Source organism: Ottowia sp. (assembly GCF_046348305.1).
Taxonomy (GTDB): domain Bacteria; phylum Pseudomonadota; class Gammaproteobacteria; order Burkholderiales; family Burkholderiaceae_C; genus Ottowia.
In genome coordinates this window covers 56,908-75,421 of sequence record NZ_JAXMEM010000005.1, presented here as the reverse complement: position 1 = coordinate 75,421, position 18,514 = coordinate 56,908, and the positions used below count along the sequence as shown (strand labels likewise).

General features: G+C 67.5%; 19 protein-coding genes. 8 read left to right on the top strand and 11 right to left on the bottom strand.

From position 1 onward, the window contains the following. Window positions 1-3 precede the first annotated feature (3 nt). The 4 genes from U1F38_RS06385 to U1F38_RS06370 all read right to left on the bottom strand — a co-directional run bounded on the left by U1F38_RS06385 (window position 4) and on the right by U1F38_RS06370 (window position 5,783). Window positions 4-2,007 (bottom strand): molybdopterin oxidoreductase family protein, encoded by a 2,004-nt coding sequence (locus U1F38_RS06385; RefSeq protein ID WP_409986220.1) that lies wholly within the window; start codon window positions 2,005-2,007, stop codon window positions 4-6. Window positions 2,008-2,150: 143 nt separating this feature from the next. Further along, complete coding sequence (gene ilvC, locus U1F38_RS06380) at window positions 2,151-3,167, bottom strand: ketol-acid reductoisomerase (RefSeq protein ID WP_409986219.1); 1,017 nt, start codon at window positions 3,165-3,167, stop codon at window positions 2,151-2,153. Between the two features lie 75 nt (window positions 3,168-3,242). Continuing rightward, on the bottom strand, window positions 3,243-3,734 hold the full coding sequence (ilvN, locus tag U1F38_RS06375; protein WP_409986218.1) for an acetolactate synthase small subunit: 492 nt from the start codon (window positions 3,732-3,734) through the stop codon (window positions 3,243-3,245). A gap of 258 nt (window positions 3,735-3,992) precedes the next feature. After that, a complete protein-coding gene (locus tag U1F38_RS06370) occupies window positions 3,993-5,783 on the bottom strand; it encodes an acetolactate synthase 3 catalytic subunit (protein ID WP_409986217.1) in 1,791 nt (596 codons plus the stop codon). 299 nt (window positions 5,784-6,082) lie between these two features. Between U1F38_RS06370 and U1F38_RS06365 the strand changes: the two genes are divergently transcribed. The 6 genes from U1F38_RS06365 to U1F38_RS06340 all read left to right on the top strand — a co-directional run bounded on the left by U1F38_RS06365 (window position 6,083) and on the right by U1F38_RS06340 (window position 9,378). Beyond that, window positions 6,083-6,649, top strand: a complete 567-nt coding sequence (locus U1F38_RS06365) for an RNA polymerase sigma factor (RefSeq protein ID WP_409986216.1) — start codon at window positions 6,083-6,085, stop codon at window positions 6,647-6,649. Then, entirely contained in the window at window positions 6,646-7,137 is a 492-nt protein-coding gene (locus U1F38_RS06360) for a DUF3619 family protein (protein WP_409986215.1), read from the top strand. The genes U1F38_RS06365 and U1F38_RS06360 overlap by 4 nt, the downstream gene beginning before the upstream one ends. Beyond that, on the top strand, window positions 7,137-7,757 hold the full coding sequence (locus U1F38_RS06355) for a DUF3106 domain-containing protein (protein ID WP_409986214.1): 621 nt from the start codon (window positions 7,137-7,139) through the stop codon (window positions 7,755-7,757). Before U1F38_RS06360 ends, U1F38_RS06355 begins: the two co-directional genes overlap by 1 nt. A gap of 135 nt (window positions 7,758-7,892) precedes the next feature. Next, window positions 7,893-8,360, top strand: a complete 468-nt coding sequence (locus U1F38_RS06350) for an RDD family protein (protein WP_409986478.1) — start codon at window positions 7,893-7,895, stop codon at window positions 8,358-8,360. Continuing rightward, complete coding sequence (locus tag U1F38_RS06345; RefSeq protein ID WP_409986213.1) at window positions 8,360-8,767, top strand: diacylglycerol kinase; 408 nt, start codon at window positions 8,360-8,362, stop codon at window positions 8,765-8,767. Before U1F38_RS06350 ends, U1F38_RS06345 begins: the two co-directional genes overlap by 1 nt. Window positions 8,768-8,775: 8 nt before the next feature. Then, window positions 8,776-9,378, top strand: a complete 603-nt coding sequence (locus U1F38_RS06340; RefSeq protein WP_409986212.1) for a TIGR00730 family Rossman fold protein — start codon at window positions 8,776-8,778, stop codon at window positions 9,376-9,378. A gap of 84 nt (window positions 9,379-9,462) precedes the next feature. On the opposite strand, the gene hemW is transcribed toward U1F38_RS06340, so the two are convergent. The 5 genes from hemW to U1F38_RS06315 form a co-directional block, all read right to left on the bottom strand. After that, complete coding sequence (gene hemW / locus U1F38_RS06335; RefSeq protein ID WP_409986211.1) at window positions 9,463-10,659, bottom strand: radical SAM family heme chaperone HemW; 1,197 nt, start codon at window positions 10,657-10,659, stop codon at window positions 9,463-9,465. Between the two features lie 162 nt (window positions 10,660-10,821). Next, the gene (gene rdgB, locus U1F38_RS06330; protein WP_409986210.1) at window positions 10,822-11,424 is read right to left on the bottom strand and encodes an RdgB/HAM1 family non-canonical purine NTP pyrophosphatase; all 603 of its coding nucleotides are present in this window, start codon (window positions 11,422-11,424) and stop codon (window positions 10,822-10,824) included. Window positions 11,425-11,469: 45 nt separating this feature from the next. Further along, window positions 11,470-12,204: a ribonuclease PH gene (rph, locus tag U1F38_RS06325; RefSeq protein WP_409986209.1), complete on the bottom strand. Its 735-nt coding sequence runs from the start codon at window positions 12,202-12,204 to the stop codon at window positions 11,470-11,472. A 66-nt stretch (window positions 12,205-12,270) separates the two neighbouring features. Further along, window positions 12,271-13,176, bottom strand: a complete 906-nt coding sequence (locus U1F38_RS06320) for a PP2C family protein-serine/threonine phosphatase (RefSeq protein WP_409986208.1) — start codon at window positions 13,174-13,176, stop codon at window positions 12,271-12,273. Between the two features lie 170 nt (window positions 13,177-13,346). After that, the gene (locus tag U1F38_RS06315) at window positions 13,347-14,354 is read right to left on the bottom strand and encodes a serine/threonine protein kinase (RefSeq protein WP_409986207.1); all 1,008 of its coding nucleotides are present in this window, start codon (window positions 14,352-14,354) and stop codon (window positions 13,347-13,349) included. An 89-nt stretch (window positions 14,355-14,443) separates the two neighbouring features. Between U1F38_RS06315 and U1F38_RS06310 the strand changes: the two genes are divergently transcribed. Continuing rightward, window positions 14,444-15,364: a YicC/YloC family endoribonuclease gene (locus U1F38_RS06310; RefSeq protein WP_409986206.1), complete on the top strand. Its 921-nt coding sequence runs from the start codon at window positions 14,444-14,446 to the stop codon at window positions 15,362-15,364. A gap of 28 nt (window positions 15,365-15,392) precedes the next feature. Then, on the top strand, window positions 15,393-15,962 hold the full coding sequence (locus U1F38_RS06305; protein ID WP_409986205.1) for a DNA-3-methyladenine glycosylase: 570 nt from the start codon (window positions 15,393-15,395) through the stop codon (window positions 15,960-15,962). Here the strand turns inward: U1F38_RS06305 and U1F38_RS06300 are convergent. Beyond that, complete coding sequence (locus tag U1F38_RS06300) at window positions 15,936-18,023, bottom strand: VC_2705 family sodium/solute symporter (RefSeq protein WP_409986204.1); 2,088 nt, start codon at window positions 18,021-18,023, stop codon at window positions 15,936-15,938. The two genes, U1F38_RS06305 and U1F38_RS06300, sit on opposite strands and share 27 nt — an antisense overlap. Continuing rightward, on the bottom strand, window positions 18,004-18,273 hold the full coding sequence (locus tag U1F38_RS06295) for a DUF4212 domain-containing protein (RefSeq protein ID WP_409986203.1): 270 nt from the start codon (window positions 18,271-18,273) through the stop codon (window positions 18,004-18,006). The genes U1F38_RS06300 and U1F38_RS06295 overlap by 20 nt, the downstream gene beginning before the upstream one ends. Window positions 18,274-18,514 lie beyond the last annotated feature (241 nt).

Here is an 18,514-nt window from a genome sequence, read left to right as displayed (position 1 = left end):
AATTCATCCTTCCTGCCTGGCACGCGCGGGTTCGCCGTCTCGCGCTCCGGGGTCGGCCGCGCCGGCATCGCGCTGATCCCGCGTCGCATCGCCGCCCGCCTTTTCCACCTTGACGGCCGTCGCCTTGAACTCCGCGGTCTTGGCGATCGGGCAGTTGGCCTCGATGGTGAGCGAGTTGACGTCCACGTCGTCGGGAAAGTTGCATGCCATGAACAGCAGCCCGGGCCGCAGGCCCGGGTCCAGCCGGGCAGGCGCCAGCACGGTGCCGCGCCGCGAGCTGACCCGGACCACCTCGCCCTCATCAATGCCGAGCCGCGTCAAATCCTCGGGCGAAAAATCGACGCAGCCGCCAAAGCGGATGGGCGAATTGAAGCCGCCGGACTGCACGCCGGTGTTGTAGTCGGTCAGGCGCCGCCCGGTCGTCAGGCGCAGCGGGAACTCGTCGTCCAGCTTGTCCACCGGCAGCCGGTGTTCGATGATGCCGAACGGCGCCAGGCGCCCGCGCTTGGCGGGATCCTTCTCCCACAGCCGGCCATGCAGGAACGGGGACTCGGGACTGTCCTCCTCGGGGAAAGGCCACTGCAAGCCACCGCGCTGCTCGAGCAGCCGGTAAGTCATGCCATGGTGCGCCGGCGACAGCGCGCGCAACTCGTCCCAGACCTGCTGCGCCGTTTGCACCGGCCACACATGCCCCATGCGCTCGGCCACCAGGCGGATGATCTCGATGTCGTCCTTCGCCCCACCCGGCGGCTCCAATGCCTTGCGCACGCGCTGCACGCGCCGTTCGCTGTTGGTGAAGGTGCCCTCGCCCTCGCACCACGCCGCCGCCGACGGAAGCACCACGTCGGCCAGGGACGCGGTCTTGGTCAGGAAGATGTCCTGCACCACCAGGTGATCCAGGTTCTCCAGCCGCCGCGTCACCGCCGCGGTGTCGGCGTCGGACTGCACCGGGTTCTCGCCGATGATGTAGAGGTTGGTCAGGTGGCCCTCGTCCATCGCCTCCATCATTTCGGACAGCGTCAAGCCGCCTTTCGATGGCAGCGTGACCCCCCACATGCGCTCGAACTTGGCCCGGTGCTCGGGGTTCTCGACGCTCTGGAACCCGGGCAGATTCCTGGGGATGGCCCCCATGTCGCCGCCGCCCTGCACGTTGTTCTGGCCGCGCACCGGAACCAGTCCCGCGCCCCAGCGGCCGACCTGGCCCGTCAGCAGCGCGAGGTTGCACAGCGCGCGCACGTTGTCGGTGCCGTTGTGGTGCTCGGTGATGCCCAGCGTCCAGCACAGTTGCGCACGCTCGGCCCTGGCATAGTCGTGCGCGAACTCGCGGATCAGCTCGGCCGGCACCCCGGTCTCGCGCGCGGTGACTTGCAGTGTCCATGGCTCGCAGGCGGCGACGTATTCCTCGAACCCGATGGTGGCGTTGGCAACAAAGGCTTCGTTGACCAGGCCGGCGTGGATGATCTCGCGGCCCACGCCATAGGCCAGCGCCACGTCGGTACCGACGTCCAGTCCGAGCCAGGTGTCGGCCCATTCGGCCGTCTTGGAGCGGCGCGGATCGACCGCGTAGACCTTGGCGCCCTTGTGAATGCCCTTCAGGGCATGGTGGAAAAAGATCGGATGCGCTTCACGGGCGTTGGAGCCCCAGAAGACGATCAGATCCGCGTCCTCGATCTCTCGATAGGACGAAGTGCCACCGCCCGCACCAAACACCGTCACCAGACCGGCGACGCTGGGTGCGTGTCACGTTCGATTGCAGGAGTCGATGTTGTTGGTGCCGATCACCGCGCGGGTGAACTTCTGGCCGATGAAGTTCATCTCGTTGGTGGCGCGCGAGCACGAGAACATGCCAAAAGCGTCGGGGCCATGCGCCTCGATGTTGCGCAGAAAGCCTTCAGCCGCGCGATCAAGTGCCTCGTCCCACGTGGCGGGACGCAGCACGCCGTTGTCGCGTACCAGCGGTTCGGTGAGCCGGGTATAGGGCTGTTTGCGGGCCTTGACCATGTTCATCTCCTGTCTGTGGAGTCAACTATGCCACGGCTTCAAATCAGGCATCCGGTGGCGGCCTTCATCGGCAAGAAACGCGGTGAAATGGCTCGGGGCCAAAAAAAGGCCACGCCGCCCGGCGTGGCCCTGTTCTGGCAAGGCGCCGCTCAGTTGCGGGATTTGTCCACCAGCTTGTTGGCCTTGATCCAGGGCATCATGGCGCGCAGCTTTTCGCCCACCACTTCGATCTGGCTTTCGGCATTCAGGCGGCGGCGGCTTTGCAGCGTGGGCGCGCCGGCCAGGTTCTCGGCAATGAAGCTCTTGGCGTATTCGCCGGTCTGGATGTCGCGCAGCGCCTGGCGCATGGCCTTCTTGGTCTCGTCGGTGACGATGCGCGGACCGGTCACGTACTCGCCGTACTCGGCGTTGTTGCTGATCGAGTAGTTCATGTTGGCGATGCCGCCTTCATAGATCAGATCGACGATCAGTTTCAGCTCGTGCAGGCACTCGAAGTAGGCCATCTCGGGCGCGTAGCCAGCCTCGACCAGGGTTTCAAAACCCGCCTTGATCAGCTCGACGGTGCCGCCGCACAGCACCGCCTGCTCGCCGAACAGGTCGGTCTCGGTTTCTTCGCGGAAGTTGGTCTCGATGATGCCGGCCTTGCCGCCGCCGTTGGCCATGGCGTAGGACAGCGCCAGGTCGCGCGCCTTGCCGCTCTGGTCCTGGTGCACGGCCACCAGGTGCGGCACGCCGCCGCCCTGGGTGTAGGTGCTGCGCACGGTATGGCCGGGCGCCTTGGGCGCCACCATCCACACGTCCAGGTCGGCGCGCGGCACGACCTGGCCATAGTGCACGTTGAAGCCGTGGGCAAAGGCCAGCGAGGCGCCTTGCTTGATGTTGGCCTCGACCTCGTCGCGATACACCTTGGCGATCTGCTCGTCGGGCAGCAGGATCATCACCACGTCGGCCTGCTTGACGGCCTCGGCCACCTCGGCCACCTTCAGGCCGGCCTTCTCGACCTTGGGCCAGCTGGCACCGCCCTTGCGCAGGCCGACCACCACCTTGACGCCGCTGTCGCTCAGGTTTTGCGCGTGCGCATGGCCCTGGCTGCCGTAGCCGATGATGGCCACGGTCTTGCCCTTGATGAGGGACAGGTCACAGTCTTTGTCGTAGAACACTTTCACGGGTTTTCTCCTTGGGTTGTCTGGATTACTATCAAAAATGAAGCGCCTTGCGCAGGAAGGGCAAGCGCTGCAGGCTCAAACCTTCAATAATCGCTCGCCGCGCCCGATGCCGCTGGCGCCGGTGCGCACGGTCTCCAGGATGGCGCTCTTGTCGATGGAGCTCAGGAAGGCGTCGTGCTTGGCCTGGTCGCCCGTCATCTCGATGGTGTAGCTCTTGTCGGTCACGTCGATGATGCGGCCGCGGAAGATGTCGGTGGTGCGTTTGATCTCCTCGCGCTCCTTGCCGACGGCGCGCACCTTGACCATCATGTGCTCGCGCTCGATGTAGGCGCCCTCGGTCAACTCGACCACCTTGACCACCTCGATCAGGCGGTTCAGGTGCTTGGTGATCTGCTCGATGACTTCTTCCGAGCCGGTGGTCTGGATGGTCATGCGCGAAAGGCTGGCGTCCTCGGTGGGCGCCACGATGAGCGACTCGATGTTGTAGCCCCGGGCCGAAAACAGGCCCACCACGCGGGACAGCGCGCCCGCCTCGTTTTCAATCAGTACGGCAATGATGTGTTTCATGTTTCGATTCCTCTTTTTGCGACGGCAAACGACCTAAAAAGTGGTCGCAGAAACTGCCGTTTTCGCCGCCCTCCCCCGCAGCCGGTAAGCGACGGGCTTGGCGGGCAATAGATTCGTCTTCAGGGGGATAAAGATTCAAATACCGGACGCAGAGGACGCAAAAGTTGCGCAGAGGACGCAAAAAAATTCATGAATTTTCTTCGGTCTCTTTTGCGTTCTTTGCGGATTCTTTGCGTCCTCTGCGTCCGGTTTTGGACATCAAAGGTCTTCCGAGCCCAGCAGCATCTCGGTGATGCCCATGCCCGCGCGCACCATCGGGAAGACGTTTTCCGTCGGGTCGGTGCGGAAGTCCATGAACACGGTGCGGTCCTTGAGCTTGCGCGCCTCGCGCAGTGCGGGCTCCACGTCCTGCGGGCGCTCGATCAGCATGCCGACGTGGCCGTAGGCCTCGGCCAGCTTGACGAAGTTGGGCAGCGCATCCATGTAACTCTGGCTGTAGCGGCCCGAATACTCGATTTCCTGCCACTGCCGCACCATGCCCAGGTAGCGGTTGTTGAGCGAGACGATCTTGATCGGCGTGTTGTATTGCAGGCAGGTGGACAGCTCCTGGATGCACATCTGCACCGAGCCTTCGCCGGTGACGCAAAAGACTTCGCTGTCGGGCCTGGCCAGCTTGATGCCCATGGCGTACGGAATGCCCACGCCCATGGTGCCCAGCCCGCCCGAGTTGATCCAGCGGCGCGGCTCGTCGAAGCGGTAGTACTGCGCCGCCCACATCTGGTGCTGGCCCACGTCGGACGTGATGTAGGTATCGGCGTCCCGGGTCATGTTCCACAGCGTCTCCACGACGTATTGCGGCTTGATCACGTCGGTGTTGCTGCGGTCGTAGGCCAGGCAGTCGCGCCCGCGCCAGCCGTCGATGGCCTTCCACCAGTCGGCCAGCGCCGCCGCGTTGGGCTTGACCGGCGATTCGCGCAGCATGGCGATCAGCTCGGTCAGCACGTCCTTGACGTCGCCGACGATCGGCACGTCCACCTTGACGCGCTTGGAAATGCTCGACGGGTCGATGTCGATGTGGATGATCTTGCGTTCATTCTGCGCAAAGTGCTTGGGGTTGCCGATCACGCGGTCGTCAAAGCGCGCACCCACGGCCAGCAGCACGTCGCAGCTCTGCATGGCGTTGTTGGCTTCCCAGGTGCCGTGCATGCCCAGCATGCCGACAAAGCGCTTGTCCGAGGCCGGAAACGCCCCCAAGCCCATCAGCGTGTTGGTGACGGGCGCGCCCAGCAGGTCGACCAGGGTGCGCAGCTCGGCGCTGGCGTTGGCCAGCAGCACGCCACCACCGGTGTAGATGTAGGGGCGCTTGGCCGCCAGCAGCAACTGCAGCGCCTTGCGGATCTGCCCGCTGTGGCCCTTGCGCACGGGGTTGTACGAGCGCATCTCAATGGTCTCGGGATAGCCCTTGTAGGCCGTCTTGGCAAAGGACACGTCCTTGGGAATGTCCACCACCACCGGGCCCGGGCGGCCCGAGCGCGCGATGTGGAAGGCCTTTTTCATCACCGTGGCCATGTCGCGCACGTCCTTGACCAGGAAGTTGTGCTTGACGATGGGGCGCGTAATGCCGACGGTGTCGCACTCCTGGAAGGCGTCCTGCCCGATGGCCGCGGTGGGCACCTGCCCGCAGATGATCACCATCGGGATCGAGTCCATGTAGGCCGTGGCAATGCCGGTGACGGCGTTGGTCACGCCCGGACCCGAGGTGACCAGGGCCACGCCCACGTCGCCCGTGGCACGCGCATAGCCGTCGGCCGCGTGCACGGCCGCCTGCTCGTGGCGCACCAGCACGTGCTGGATGGATTCCTGCTTGTAAAACGCGTCGTAGATATGCAACACCGCGCCGCCGGGGTAACCCCAGACGTACTTCACGCCTTCGGCCTGCAAGGCCTTGACCAGGACTTCGGCGCCGCGCAACTCTTGCGAATGGGGGGTATCGCTGCGTGCCGACGCGGCAGCGGCGGCCGATTTGAGTTCGGCTTTGGAGATTTCCATTTTGATCAACCTTTCGAGAATTTCTCTGACGAAAAACCTTGGGTGCCCCTTGCCAGCCCTCGTGGGGCCGCTTCAGGACTTGAGACCACACGCCATGGACGGGAAGCTGTAAAGCCCGCCGGACGGTGACCCGTTTGCCACTTTGACTGCAAGCGCGCATTATGACACCGGCCGCGACCGAATGTTGCAGCGCATCAATCGCCCGCGCGCACCGATGCAATAATCCTTGCTTTGGCCGCCCTCGCGCCAGCGCTTGCCCTCAAGCGCGCGTGCCTCGCGCCCCGCACCGACTGACGCCCTTGGCGACCGAACAAGAACTCTCCGATTTGCTGCGCAGCGTGGAAAAGCGCGCGTTCAAGCGCGCGCTCTATCACGTACGCGACGAAAACGCGGCGCTGGACATCGTGCAGGACAGCATGATGAAGCTGGCCGAGCACTACGGCGACAAGCCGGCCGCCGAGTTGCCCCTGCTGTTTCAGCGCATCCTGTCCAACACCACGCTGGACTGGTTTCGGCGCCAGAAGTCGCGCAACGCGCTGTTTTCCAACCTGAGCGACTTCGAGTCCGAGGGCGAGGACAGCGGATTCGACCTGCTGGAGGCCTTTGCCGGCAGCGCCAACGGCGAAGCCGTCGAAAGCGCCGAAGACACCACCCGGCGCGCGCAAATCCTGCAGGCCATCGAAATGCAGGTCCAGACCCTGCCGGCGCGTCAACGGGAAGCCTTTCTGATGCGTTACTGGGAGGAAATGGACGTCGCCGAAACGGCAGCCGCGATGGGCTGCTCCGAAGGCAGCGTCAAGACGCATTGTTCTCGCGCCGTGCAAGCGCTGGCCAAGGCACTGCGCGCCAAGGGAATCACGCCATGAGCACCAACCACCAGCTGCAACACGACGACATCCTGCAAAACCGCATGGGCCTGCGCATTGCCGCGCGGCTGTCCGCCGGCGCCAATGAGGTGTCGCACGACGTGTCCGAGCGCCTGCGGGTGGCGCGTCAGCAGGCGCTCACCCGGCGCAAGCGTCCGCAGGCGCTGGCGCGCAAGGCGACCGCTGACGCGCCGGTGGTGCTCCAGCCGGGTCACACCGCCGTGCTGGGGTTTGGCGGCGGCGACCGATTGGGCTTCTGGGGGCGCGCCAGCTCGGCGTTCCTGCTGGCCGCCCTGGCCGTGGGCCTGATCGCCATCAACATCGTGCAAAACGACGACCGGGCGGTCGATGTGGCCGACCTGGATGCAGCCCTGCTGACCGATGATCTGCCGCCGCAGGCGTATACGGACCCCGGGTTCCTGCAGTTTCTCAAGACCCAATCCAACGAGCGCACGGCCCCGCAGCCGGCGGAGCGCCCCGAGACCTGATGCGTCAGCCCTTGGTTGCCCTCGCTTCGCTGGTTCTCGCGCTGACGGCAGCAGCACCCGCAATCGCACAAGGAGCGGGGGCGAGCCGCCCGCCCGCCGCCAATGCGGCCACCAGCGGCACCCCTTGGTCCAGCCTCACGGCGCAGCAGCAAACCGCTCTGGACCCCCTGAAGGAGCACTGGCACACCTTGAGCGCGTCGCACCAGCGCAAATGGCTGGCCCTGGCGCGCAACTACCACCGCCTGCCGCCGGCCGAGCAAGCCACGCTGCAGCGCCGCATGAGCGAATGGGCCCAGCTCAGCCCCTCGCAGCGCGCCCGCGCCCGCCTGAACTTCAACGAGGTGCGCCGGGTTCCCACGGACGAAAAGCGCGCCAAGTGGGAGCAATACCAGGCCTTGCCCGAGCAGGAGCGCGAACGCCTGGCCAGCGACCGCCCCAAACCCCCTGTCACCATCGCTCCGGCGCTGCGCCCCACGCCCCCCAGCCCGATCAGCCGCCCGGTGCGCGCCGCGTCGAGCCCGCCGGAGGACTCCAACAACCGCGGCCTGCGGATCAACGTGCCGCTGAACCGCAATACACTCCTGCCTCTGACGCCCGCACCCGAGGGCGCCCGTCGTTGAGCGCCGGCGTCTGCGGCGCGCCGTTTGCTTGGGGTGCGGCAAGCCGCCCGCCCTTCATTGCCTGCCGTGACCGCCTCTCCTCCCGCCGAAACCACCACAACGCCCCGCCTGACGGCCCCACCTCTGCGCCGGCGCATGGCCTGCTGGCTGTATGAGGGCATGCTGCTGTTCGGCGTGGTGTTCATCGCCGGCTACCTGTTTGGCACGCTCACGCAGACCCGCAATGCGCTGAACAACCGCCACGGGCTGCAAATTTTCTGCTTCGTGGTGATCGGCATCTATTTCGTCTGGTTCTGGCAAAAAGGCCAGACCCTGGCCATGAAGACCTGGCACATCCGCATGGTGGACCGCCACGGCCAGCGCCTGTCGCAGGGCCGGGCCCTGCTGCGCTACCTGCTGGGCTGGGTCTGGTTCCTGCCGCCGCTGGCGGTGATGGCGCCCTTTCCGCTGCGTGCCGGCGAGGTCACGGTGCTGATGGTCGGCTGGGTGCTGGTGTGGGCGCTGCTCAGCCGTTTTCGCGCCGACCGGCAGTTCTGGCACGACGCCTTGGCGGGCACCCGCCTGATCGACGTGCGCCCGCCGGCCGCCGGCGCCACCGCCTGATGCCACCGCACGAGCCACCTCCCACCCCGTCGGCCAACCCGCAAAAGGCCCGGCGCGGCCTGTCGCGCCTGTGGCATGCCACGGGCTATTCGCTGCAGGGCTTGCGCGCCGGCTGGGGTGAAACCGCCTTTCGCCAGGAAGCGCTGGCCGCGCTGGTCCTGCTGCCGGCATCGCTCTGGCTGGGCGCCAGCTGGGTCGAAACCGCCGTGCTGGCCGGTGTGGCGCTGCTGGTTTTGATCACCGAACTGCTCAACAGCGGAATCGAGGCGGCCATCGACCGCATCGGCCCCGACTGGCACCCGCTGTCCAAGCGCGCCAAGGACATGGGCTCGGCCGCGGTGCTGCTGGCCCTGCTGCTGTGCACTGCCGTCTGGTGCGCAGCGCTCTATCACCGTTTTTTGTCTTGACCACCAACATGACCGCTGCCTCCCCCGCCCAAGCCGCCTTTTCCATCTGCGTATATTGCGGATCGCGCCCCGGCGTCCAAGCGGGTCATGCCCAAATCGCCCGCGCCGTGGGGCACTGGATCGGCGAGCATGGTGGCCAGCTGGTGTACGGCGGCGGGCGCAGCGGCCTGATGGGCCAGGTGGCCGACGCCGCGCTGGCCGCCGGCGCGCGCGTGGTCGGCGTGATCCCGCAGTCGCTGGTGGACCGCGAGCACGCGCACCGCGGCTGCACCGAGCTGCACGTGGTGCAGACCATGCATGAGCGCAAGCGCCTGATGGCCGAGCGCGCCGACGCGTTCCTGGCCCTGCCCGGCGGCATCGGCACCATGGAGGAGTTCTTCGAGATCTGGACCTGGCGCCAGCTGGGCTATCACGACAAGCCCGTGGGCCTGCTCAACCAGGACGGATATTACGACGCGCTGCTGCAATTCATGCGCGATGGCGTGCGCGGCGGCTTCATGGATGAGGAGCAGATGCGCTTCGTGGCCACCGGCAGCCAGTGGCAGCCGCTGCTGGAGGAGCTGATCCACCGCACCGGCTTTCCGGCGCCGATGCGGCTCGGTGCGGTGTGAGATGCAAACCCCCAGTCTCCACTCGCTGCGCGATGTTTCGCCCACCCCCTTGCGGGTGGTGCGCAGCGCCATGGATGACTGATTTCAGGCCGGCGGCAAAAACAACTGCTGCAGGTCGCTCAGGAAATCAAATCCGCGCTCGGTCGGCCGCACGCCCTCGCCCACCCGCTCCAGCCAACCCTTGCTTTCGGCCTGCCGCAGGGACTCGGTCAGGCGGTCGATGGGCAGGCCGGTGCGGTCACCAAAGTCCTGCAAGGCAAAACCACCCTTCAGGCGCAAGGCGTTGAGCATGAACTCGAACGGCAGCTCACTGGGCGCCACCTCGTGCGTGCGTGCCACCGCGTCGCCCGCCAGCGCCTGCTGCATGTAGCGCTCGGGCAGGCGATAGCGCTCCTGGCGCACGATGCGATGGGCAAAACTGAGCTTGCCGTGCGCCCCCGCGCCAATGCCCAGATAGTCGCCAAAGCTCCAGTAGTTGAGGTTGTGCACGCAGCGGTGGCCGGCCCGCGCGTAGGCCGACACTTCGTAGCGCGTCATGCCCGCGTGGCCGGTCAGCTCGGTGATGCGATCCAGCATGTCCCAGGCCACGTCCTCCTCGGGCAGGCGCGGCGGGTGCTTGGCGAACACGGTGTTGGGTTCGATCGTCAGGTGATAGATCGACAGGTGCGGCGGCGCAAAGGCCAGCGCGCTGCGCACGTCCTGCTCCAGCTCGGCCAGGCTCTGGCCCGGCAGCGCGTACATCAGGTCGAGGTTGAAGGTGTCGAAGGCGCGGGCCGCCTCTTCCAGGGCCGCGCGCGCCTGCGCGCCGTCGTGCACGCGGCCCAGGGCCTTGAGGTGCGCGTCGTTGAAGCTTTGCACCCCCACCGACAGGCGCGTGACGCCGGCAGAGCGAAAGGCGGCAAAGCGCGCGCGCTCGAAGGTGCCGGGGTTGGCCTCCAGCGTGATCTCGCACGCGGGCGCCAGCGGCAGGCGCGCGCGAATGCCCTCGATCAGGCGCTCGATGCTCTCGGGCGCAAACAGGCTGGGCGTGCCGCCGCCGAAGAACACGCTGACCACCGGCCGGCCCCAAATCAGCGGCAGGCTGGCCTCCAGGTCGGCCAGCAGCGCATCCACGTAGCGCCGCTCCTGCGCATCGGCGTCCACCTCTGGGCGCAGCGCGTGCGAGTTGAAGTCGCAGTATGGGCACTTGCGAATGCACCAGGGCAGATGCACGTACAGCGACAGCGGCGGCAGCGCGGGCAACTGCAACAGCCCCGGGCCCATCAAGCCAGCAACGTCCATTTCAGCGGTTCATGGCACTGCGCGCCACTCGCAGCGAATGAAAGCGGCGCGGCCCTTGCGCGGGCAGCCGCGCAAGGGCCGCCCCGTAGCGCTGGCTGCGTCCCCCTTCCCGCGCGCAGCGCGAGAGAAGGGGGAAGGCGCGAAGCGACGCAGGGGGTTGTTTCACGTCATCCATCGCTCTTTGATCAATTCGAGCATCGCGCGCGCCGCCTGGCCGCGGTGGCTGTGGGCGTTCTTCAGCTCGGCCGGCAGCTCGGCAAAGGTCTTGCCCAGGGCGGGGATGAACATCACCGGATCGAAGCCGAAGCCGCCGGCCCCGCGCGGCTCGCGCGTGATCTCGCCGATCGCGCGGCCGACGGCGATCAAGGGCTCGGGGTCATCGGGGCTCCTCAGCGCGACCAGGGTGCTGACCAGGGCGGCGCGGCGTTGCGGGACGCCCTGCATCTGCTCCAGCAACGCGCGCACGTTGCTGGCATCACCCTTGGGATAGCCAAAGCGCGTGGCGTAGAAGGCCGTGTCCACGCCCGGCTGGCCGCCAAAGGCATCAACGCACAGGCCGGCGTCGTCGGCCAGCGCCGGCAGGCCGGTGGCCGCGCTCGCATGGCGCGCCTTGGCCAGCGCGTTTTCGACAAAGGTGCGATACGGCTCCTCGGCTTCGCCCACGCCCAAGTCCGACTGGCGCACCAGGCTCATGCCCAGCGGCGCCAGCAGCTCTTGCAGCTCGGCCAGCTTGCCGGCGTTGTTGGAGGCCAGCACGATTTTCATGGTCAAATCCAAACCCAGCGCTTGACCAGCAAGCGCAAGCAGCTATCAATTCAAGAGTGACTGGCGTTGCAGCTCGATCAGCTCGCCAATGCCCTTGTCGGCCAGTTGCAGCAGCCGGTCCATCTCGGCACGCGAAAACGCCGCGCCCTCGGCCGTGCCCTGCACCTCCACGAAATGGCCGGCGCCGGTCATCACCACGTTCATGTCGGTGTCGCAGGCCGAGTCCTCGCCATAGTCCAGATCCAGCAGCGGCACGCCGGCGACGATGCCCACCGAGATGGCGGCGACCGGACCGATGATGGGCGAGGCCGCGATGCGCCCTTGCGCCAGCAGCCAGCTCACCGCGTCCTGCGCGGCCACGAAGGCGCCGGTGATGCTGGCGGTGCGCGTGCCGCCGTCGGCCTGGATCACGTCGCAGTCCAGGTGAATGGTGCGCTCGCCCAGTTTCTTCAGGTCGAACACGGCGCGCAGGCTGCGCCCGATCAGGCGCTGAATCTCCTGCGTGCGCCCGCTTTGCTTGCCGCGCGCAGCCTCGCGGTCACCGCGCGTGTGGGTGGCACGCGGCAGCATGCCGTATTCGGCCGTCAGCCAGCCCTCGCCGCTGCCGCGCTTGTGCGGGGGCACTTTTTCTTCGACCGAGGCGGTGCACAGCACGCGCGTGCCGCCGAACTCGATCAGCACCGAGCCCTCGGCATAAGCGGTGTAGTGGCGCGTGATGCGCACCGGGCGCAGGGCGTCGAAGGCGCGGCCTTCGCGGTGATGGGCAGTGGTTTCCGTCATGAATGTGGGGGTGCAAAAAAAGAAACAGGTGCCGGCGGGTCGCGGCACGCGCCTTGGGCGGCGCACTCAGCGCCGCGCGGCGCTGCGCTGGATGGCGTCGTTGATCTCGGCGATCGAGCGCTCGATGGCCTGCTCGTCCAACTCGTCGAGCAGCGGATCGATCTCGGCGGCCTGGATGGTGGAGGCAAAGCTGTCGCGGTCCATCATCTCGGTCTGCGTGAAGCCGCTGTCGGCAAAGGCCGGCTGGGCCGTTTCCCATTCGAGTGCCAGCGCGGTGACGTTGTCCGAGCGCTCGCCGGCCTCCACCAGCGCCTGCTCGACCAGCGCCGGCACGGCCTGGGCCACGGGCAGCGTCGCCAGGGTTTCGATGATGTCGGCCTCGTCCACGCTGTCCCACAGGCCGTCCGAGCACAGCATCAGCTTGTCGCCCTCGCGCAGCGGAATCGGCCCGCCCAAGTCATACATGGGCCGCGCGACCGAGCCCAGGCAGGTGAACAGCACATTGCGGTTGAGAATCTCGGGCGCGGCGCCGGCATGGGCCTGCTGCGTCTCGGCGTAGGAATGGTCACGCGTGCGAGCGAGCAGCTTGCCCTCGCGCAGCACGTACAGGCGCGAATCGCCGCAGTGCACCCAATGCAGCACGCCGTCCTGCACCACCGCGGCCACCACCGTGGTGCGCGGCGTGTCCAGCAGGGCCTGCGCGCTGGCGTAACGGATGATCTCGTGGTGCGCGGCCATGACCCCGATCGACAGGAAATCGGGCACCACGGCCAGGCGCGCATGCGCACGCCGCTGAAATTGGGCGGAAAACGTCTGCAAGGCAATCTGCGCCGCCACCTCGCCGTCCGGGTGCCCGCCCATGCCGTCGGCCAGCACGAACAGGCCCGCGTCGCGCGTGTAGCAATAGCCCATGCGGTCTTCGTTCTTCTCGCGCCCACCGATGCGGCTGAGCTGAAAAATGGAAAACTTCATTCCTGCCGTCCATGCCGCTGAATGCCGACCGCAGCGGCACAAAGCCCATGGCCGCGGGACCGGCCGGCCGGGCAATCACCGTGAGCCGGCTTGGCGCGGCCGCCGGCGATGCCCCCGCGCACGGGGGATGCGCAACAACGCGCCGCGTGTGAAGCCTGGGGGTGGGCCATTTATCTCATCCGCGTGGCGAAATGGGTGGCGCGCTTGATGTTCTTCTTGGTGTCGGTCAGCACGTTGTCCAGCCCCAGGCGGACTTTCTCGGTCACCGACAGCTTGGTATAGCGCCGCTCGCCCTCGCGCGAGAGCTCCTTTTGCAGCGCAAACACCGACTGCGGGCGCGACAGCGGGTCCAGCGCCATGCACCACTCGACCATCTCGATCAGACTGTCCGAATACAGCCCTCGCATGCGCGTGAGCGACAGCGCCAGGCGGTCTTTCTCCAGCCGCTGCGGCGCCTCGTTGGGGGGGTAGCCGTGCATGCACGAGTAGATGCACGCGCCGATCGCGTACACGTCGGTCCAGGGCCCCATGGTGGCGTCGCGCCGGTACATCTCGGGCGCGGCAAAACCGGGCGTGTACATCGGCCGCGTGAAGCTGCCTTCCTTGTTCAGCACCTCGCGCGCCGCGCCAAAGTCCAGCATCACCGGGCGGTTGTCGTCGGTGATGAAGATGTTGGCCGGCTTCAGGTCCAGGTGCAGCATCTTGTGCTGGTGCACCACGCGCAGGCCGCGCAGGATTTCGTCGAACAGCGAGCGAATGGTGGATTCGCGAAACACCTTGTCCTTCTTCAGCTCGCGCGCCGTCACGATGAAGTCCTGCAGGGTGGCGCCCTCCAGGTAGTTCATCACCATGTACACGGTCTCGTTCTGGCGAAAGAAGTTGAGCACGCTGACCACCGAGGCGTGCGAGATCTGCGCCAGCGAGCGGCCTTCCTCGAAAAAGCTCTTCAGCCCCAGGCGATACAGCGAGAGCTTCTCGGGCGCCACCTGGGGCACCAACTCGCCCGGCGCGCGCAGCGTCAGCGCCGTGGGCAAGTATTCCTTGATGGCCACCTGCTGGCCCGACGCATCGACGGCCAGATACACCAGCCCGAAACCGCCGCCTGCCAGCTTGCGCAGGACGCGATAACCGCCGATCATGGTGTCGGGCGGCAAGGGGGCGGGCTTGGGCTTTGCCATAATTTGAGGGCTTCGGTTGCATCGACGTTGCGCACTGGAACCCGCCAACCGCGAGGCCCAAAGCCGCCCTGCAACCCAAGGAATGTTACATGCCAGTTTACAGTATGACGGGCTTCGCCAGCGGCCGGCTCGGCGCCACCGAGGCCGCCGGCGATTCCGCGTTGCAAATGCCGCGGTCCGCCGGCCTGACGATCGAGCTGCGTTCGGTCAACAGCCGATTCCTCGACCTCGCCTTTCGACTGCCCGACGAGCTGCGCCAGCACGAAATGCCGCTGCGCGAGCTGCTGGGCCAGCGCGTCAAGCGCGGCAAGATCGAGCTGCGCGCCACGTTCGAGGGGCGCGCCGCAAGCCTGGTGGGCGACCCGTCCGCCGCCCTGCTCCAGCAGTTGTCGAGCCTGCAAGACAAGGTGCGCGCCTGGCTGCCCGACGCCGCGCCGCTGGGCGTGGCCGACGTGCAGCGCCTGGCCGGCGCCGCGGCCGACGTGCCGCGCGACTGGCCGGCCAAGGCCGTGCTGGCGCTGACGCGAACCGTGCTGGACGATTTCATGGCGGCCCGCGCCCGCGAAGGCGAACGCCTGAGCCAGTTGCTGCAAGATCGCGTGCGCGAACTGCGCCAGCTCGCCCGCCAGGCCGAGCCCCTGGTGCCGCAAGCCGTGCAAGCGCAGAAGCAGCGCTTCATCGCGCGCTGGAACGAAGCCCTGGCCGACGCCGGCGCGCAAATCGCCGGCACGGCGGCGCAGGAGCGCGCCCTGTCCGAAGCCGCCGCCTTCGCGATCCGCATCGACGTGGCCGAAGAGCTGGAGCGCCTGGGCGCGCACCTGGATGAAATCGAAGCCGTGCTGACCCAGGGCGGCGAAGTCGGCAAACGGCTGGACTTCCTGATCCAGGAGCTGCACCGCGAGGCCAACACCCTGGGCTCCAAATCCGCTGCACTCGATCTGTCGCGCATCAGCGTGGACATGAAGGTGCTGATCGAGCAGATGCGCGAGCAGGTGCAGAACATCGAGTGAGCGCACCCGTCGCCGCAGTTTCAGTTTCATGACACGGGCTCTCCAACGCCAGGACTTTGCCGGTGACGCGGTGGACGTGGCGCGATCGCTGATCGGCGCCACGCTGCTGGTCGATGGCGTGGGCGGCCTCATCGTCGAGGTCGAGGCCTATGACATGGCGGACGCGGCCGCGCACACCCACCGCGGCCCGACCGAACGCAACCGCGCCATGTTCGGCCCGCCCGGCCATGCCTATGTGTACTTCAACTACGGGCTGCACTGGTGCCTGAACTTTGTCTGCCGCGAAAGCGGGCACGGTGCCGGCGTGCTGATTCGCGCGCTGCAACCCACGGAGGGGCTCGAGCGCATGCGCCAGCGGCGGGGTCTGGATGACGAGCGCCTGCTGTGCGCCGGCCCGGGCCGCGTGGGGCAGGCGCTGGGCATCACCAAGGCGCTCTACGGGCTGCCGCTGGACGAACCGCCGTTTGCCCTGCGCGCGCCCGATGCGGCAGGCGCCATCGAAGTGATCGCTGGCCCGCGCGTCGGCATCAGCAAGGCGCAGGAGCTGCCCTGGCGTTTTGGCCTGGCGGGGTCACGCTACCTCAGCCGCCGCTTCTGAGCCCGACCTGGCCGCGCGCCGCTGCCACAACGAGCCGGCCACGATCACCGCAAAGCCCACCGGCACGCCGAAGACGCCCGCTGAAATCGGGTGAATGCCCCACCACAGCCCGCCCGGCGCCAGGCCCCACCAGGCGCGCAGGCCGGGGTGGGCCCACAGCATGTAGCCCACCGTCACGCCGGCGCCGGCCAGCATGCCCAGCGTGGCCGCGCGCGCGCTGGCGCGCCGCCAGAACAGGCCGGTGACCAGCCCCGGAAAGAAGGTGGCCGCCGCCAGCGAGAACGACACCGTCACCAGCGACAGGATCTCGGCTGGCTTGAGCACCGCGACAAAGGTCGCCACCATGGCCGCGGCCAGCAGCGCGAACTTGGACAGGATGACGCGGTTTTCGGACACCACGACCACCTTGTCGCGGATGGGCGAGGTGTCGTGCACCAGCGCGTTGCTGATCGTCAGCAGCAGGCCGTCGGCGGTGGACAGCGCCGCCGCCAGGCCACCCGCGGCCACCAGACCCGACACCACATAGGGCAAGCCGCCCAGCTCGGGTGTGGCCAGCATGATCATGTCGGCGCCCAGGCGGATTTCGCCAAACTGCAGGATGCCGTCGCCATTGACGTCCTGCACCGAAATCAGCGCCGGATCCACGCGCGCCCATTGGGCGATCCAGTTGGGCAGCTCGCCGAACTGACTGCCCACCAGGTGCTGCATCACCTCGTACTTGACCAGCACCGCCAGCGCCGGCGTGCTGAGGTACAGCAGCGCGATGAACACCAGCGACCAGGCCACCGAGCGGCGCGTGTCGGCCACGCTGCGCGTGGTGTAGAAGCGCGTGAGCAGGTGCGGCAGGCTGGCCGTGCCCACCATCAGGCAGAACATGAGGGCCAGAAAATTGAGCCGCGAGGCATTGAACTCGGCCCGCTCGGCCGCCGTGCCGTCGGGGTTGCCCACAAAGGCCTGGCCCTGGCGCGGCAATCCGCCCAGGGGCCTGGCGCGCTCCTGCGCCTCCTGCATGGCGCGCGTCCACGTCTCGCGCGCCTGCTCGGCGCCCTGCGGCAACGCGGCCTGCTCGCGCCGCACCTGCATCAGTTGCGACAGATCGGCGCCTTGCGCCTTGAGCTGGCGCAGGCGGGCGTCGAGCCGGGCGCGTTCACGCATCAGCGCGGTGGCCGGGTCTTGCAGGCGCTGCGCATACTCCTGCGCACGCGCCGCGAACACCTCGCGCACCTCCAGCTCGGCAGCCGATGCGATCAGCTCGTTCTCCAGTTGCGCGATCTTGGGCAGTTGCTCGCCGTACACCACGGGCGCCAGCGGCGTGCCCAGCTGCTTGTAGGCCAGCCAGGACACCGGGATCAGAAAGGCCAGCAGCAGCACCACGTACTGCACCGTCTGCGTCCAGGTGATGGCACGCATGCCGCCCAGAAACGAGCACAGCAGCACGCCGCCCAGGCCCAGCAGGATGCCGATCTCGAACTGAACGCCCGTCAGGCGCGAGGCGATCAAGCCGATGCCGTAGATCTGCGCGACCACGTACATGAACGAGCACGCCACCGCCCCCAGAGCGGCGACCAGGCGCGACCCCTGGCCAAAGCGCGCGGCAAAGAAGTCGGGCACGGTGTAGAGCTCCATCGCCCGCAGGCGCGGCGCGATCAGCAGGCCCACCAGGCAAAAGCCGCCCGTCCAGCCCAGCACATAGGCCAGTCCACCCGGCTGCGCGGCCGTGCCCGACATCCCTTGCAGATAAATGGCGCCCGACAGGCTGATGAACGAAGCCGCGCTCATCCAGTCGGCTGCCGTCGCCATGCCGTTGTACATGGCCGGAATGCGCCGGCCGGCGACGTAGAACTCCTGCGGATCGGTGGTGCGCGCGTAGATGCCGACGCCGGCATACGACATCACCGACAGAAACAGAAAGATCGGTCCGATCCAGTCACGCGACAGGCCCTTGCGCTCGGCCCAGGCCATGAGCGCCAGAAACGCCAAAAAGCCGACGATGAACAGCGCCATCAGGCGGTGATAGCGCCCATCGCCCGACGCGGTCGGGTTACTCGCCCGCCGGCTCATGAAGGTCCTCGTCCTCCGCGTCGGGGCGGCGGTTCATCGCCCACGCATAGCCCGCCACGATGGCGATGAACACCAGCACGCCGCCCTGCGCCATCCACCAGTAGTTGATCGGCCAGCCGGCCACCACCTGCGTCAGGTCGCGCGCAAAAAACGCCACCCCAAATGACGCCAGCGCCCACACCACCAGCAGCCCGCCACGCCACCACGCCGCGCGGGCGCGATGCGTGGGTGCAGGGCGCGGAGCCGACATGTCAGCTACCGAGAGCGCTGCCCGCCACCCGCAGCGGCTGGAACCCAAAGACCCCAAAGGCCGCGGAGCAGGCCCTGTCCGTAATCGCCGTGGCCGGGGTCTCCCCGGTCACTGGCGAGCCTTGCAGGCCGCGCCGGGCCAGTGGCCCGGCCCCTCGCCAGCCAACAAAAGGTCCACCGGACCTTTTGTGCGCAGGCTCGGCCCCCTGCAAGGGGGCTGAGGTCTGCAGCTCCAGACCTGC

Bases quoted from the DNA above. Each gene is read 5' to 3' on its own strand.
- ilvN (WP_409986218.1), bottom strand. From the start codon at position 3,734: ATGAAACACATCATTGCCGTACTGATTGAAAACGAGGCGGGCGCGCTG.
- U1F38_RS06370 (WP_409986217.1), bottom strand. From the start codon at position 5,783: ATGGAAATCTCCAAAGCCGAACTCAAATCGGCCGCCGCTGCCGCGTCG.
- U1F38_RS06360 (WP_409986215.1), top strand. From the start codon at position 6,646: ATGAGCACCAACCACCAGCTGCAACACGACGACATCCTGCAAAACCGC.
- U1F38_RS06355 (WP_409986214.1), top strand. From the start codon at position 7,137: ATGCGTCAGCCCTTGGTTGCCCTCGCTTCGCTGGTTCTCGCGCTGACG.
- U1F38_RS06350 (WP_409986478.1), top strand. From the start codon at position 7,893: ATGGCCTGCTGGCTGTATGAGGGCATGCTGCTGTTCGGCGTGGTGTTC.
- U1F38_RS06345 (WP_409986213.1), top strand. From the start codon at position 8,360: ATGCCACCGCACGAGCCACCTCCCACCCCGTCGGCCAACCCGCAAAAG.
- U1F38_RS06340 (WP_409986212.1), top strand. From the start codon at position 8,776: ATGACCGCTGCCTCCCCCGCCCAAGCCGCCTTTTCCATCTGCGTATAT.
- hemW (WP_409986211.1), bottom strand. From the start codon at position 10,659: ATGGACGTTGCTGGCTTGATGGGCCCGGGGCTGTTGCAGTTGCCCGCG.
- rdgB (WP_409986210.1), bottom strand. From the start codon at position 11,424: ATGAAAATCGTGCTGGCCTCCAACAACGCCGGCAAGCTGGCCGAGCTG.
- rph (WP_409986209.1), bottom strand. From the start codon at position 12,204: ATGACGGAAACCACTGCCCATCACCGCGAAGGCCGCGCCTTCGACGCC.
- U1F38_RS06320 (WP_409986208.1), bottom strand. From the start codon at position 13,176: ATGAAGTTTTCCATTTTTCAGCTCAGCCGCATCGGTGGGCGCGAGAAG.
- U1F38_RS06315 (WP_409986207.1), bottom strand. From the start codon at position 14,354: ATGGCAAAGCCCAAGCCCGCCCCCTTGCCGCCCGACACCATGATCGGC.
- U1F38_RS06310 (WP_409986206.1), top strand. From the start codon at position 14,444: ATGCCAGTTTACAGTATGACGGGCTTCGCCAGCGGCCGGCTCGGCGCC.
- U1F38_RS06305 (WP_409986205.1), top strand. From the start codon at position 15,393: ATGACACGGGCTCTCCAACGCCAGGACTTTGCCGGTGACGCGGTGGAC.
- U1F38_RS06300 (WP_409986204.1), bottom strand. From the start codon at position 18,023: ATGAGCCGGCGGGCGAGTAACCCGACCGCGTCGGGCGATGGGCGCTAT.
- U1F38_RS06295 (WP_409986203.1), bottom strand. From the start codon at position 18,273: ATGTCGGCTCCGCGCCCTGCACCCACGCATCGCGCCCGCGCGGCGTGG.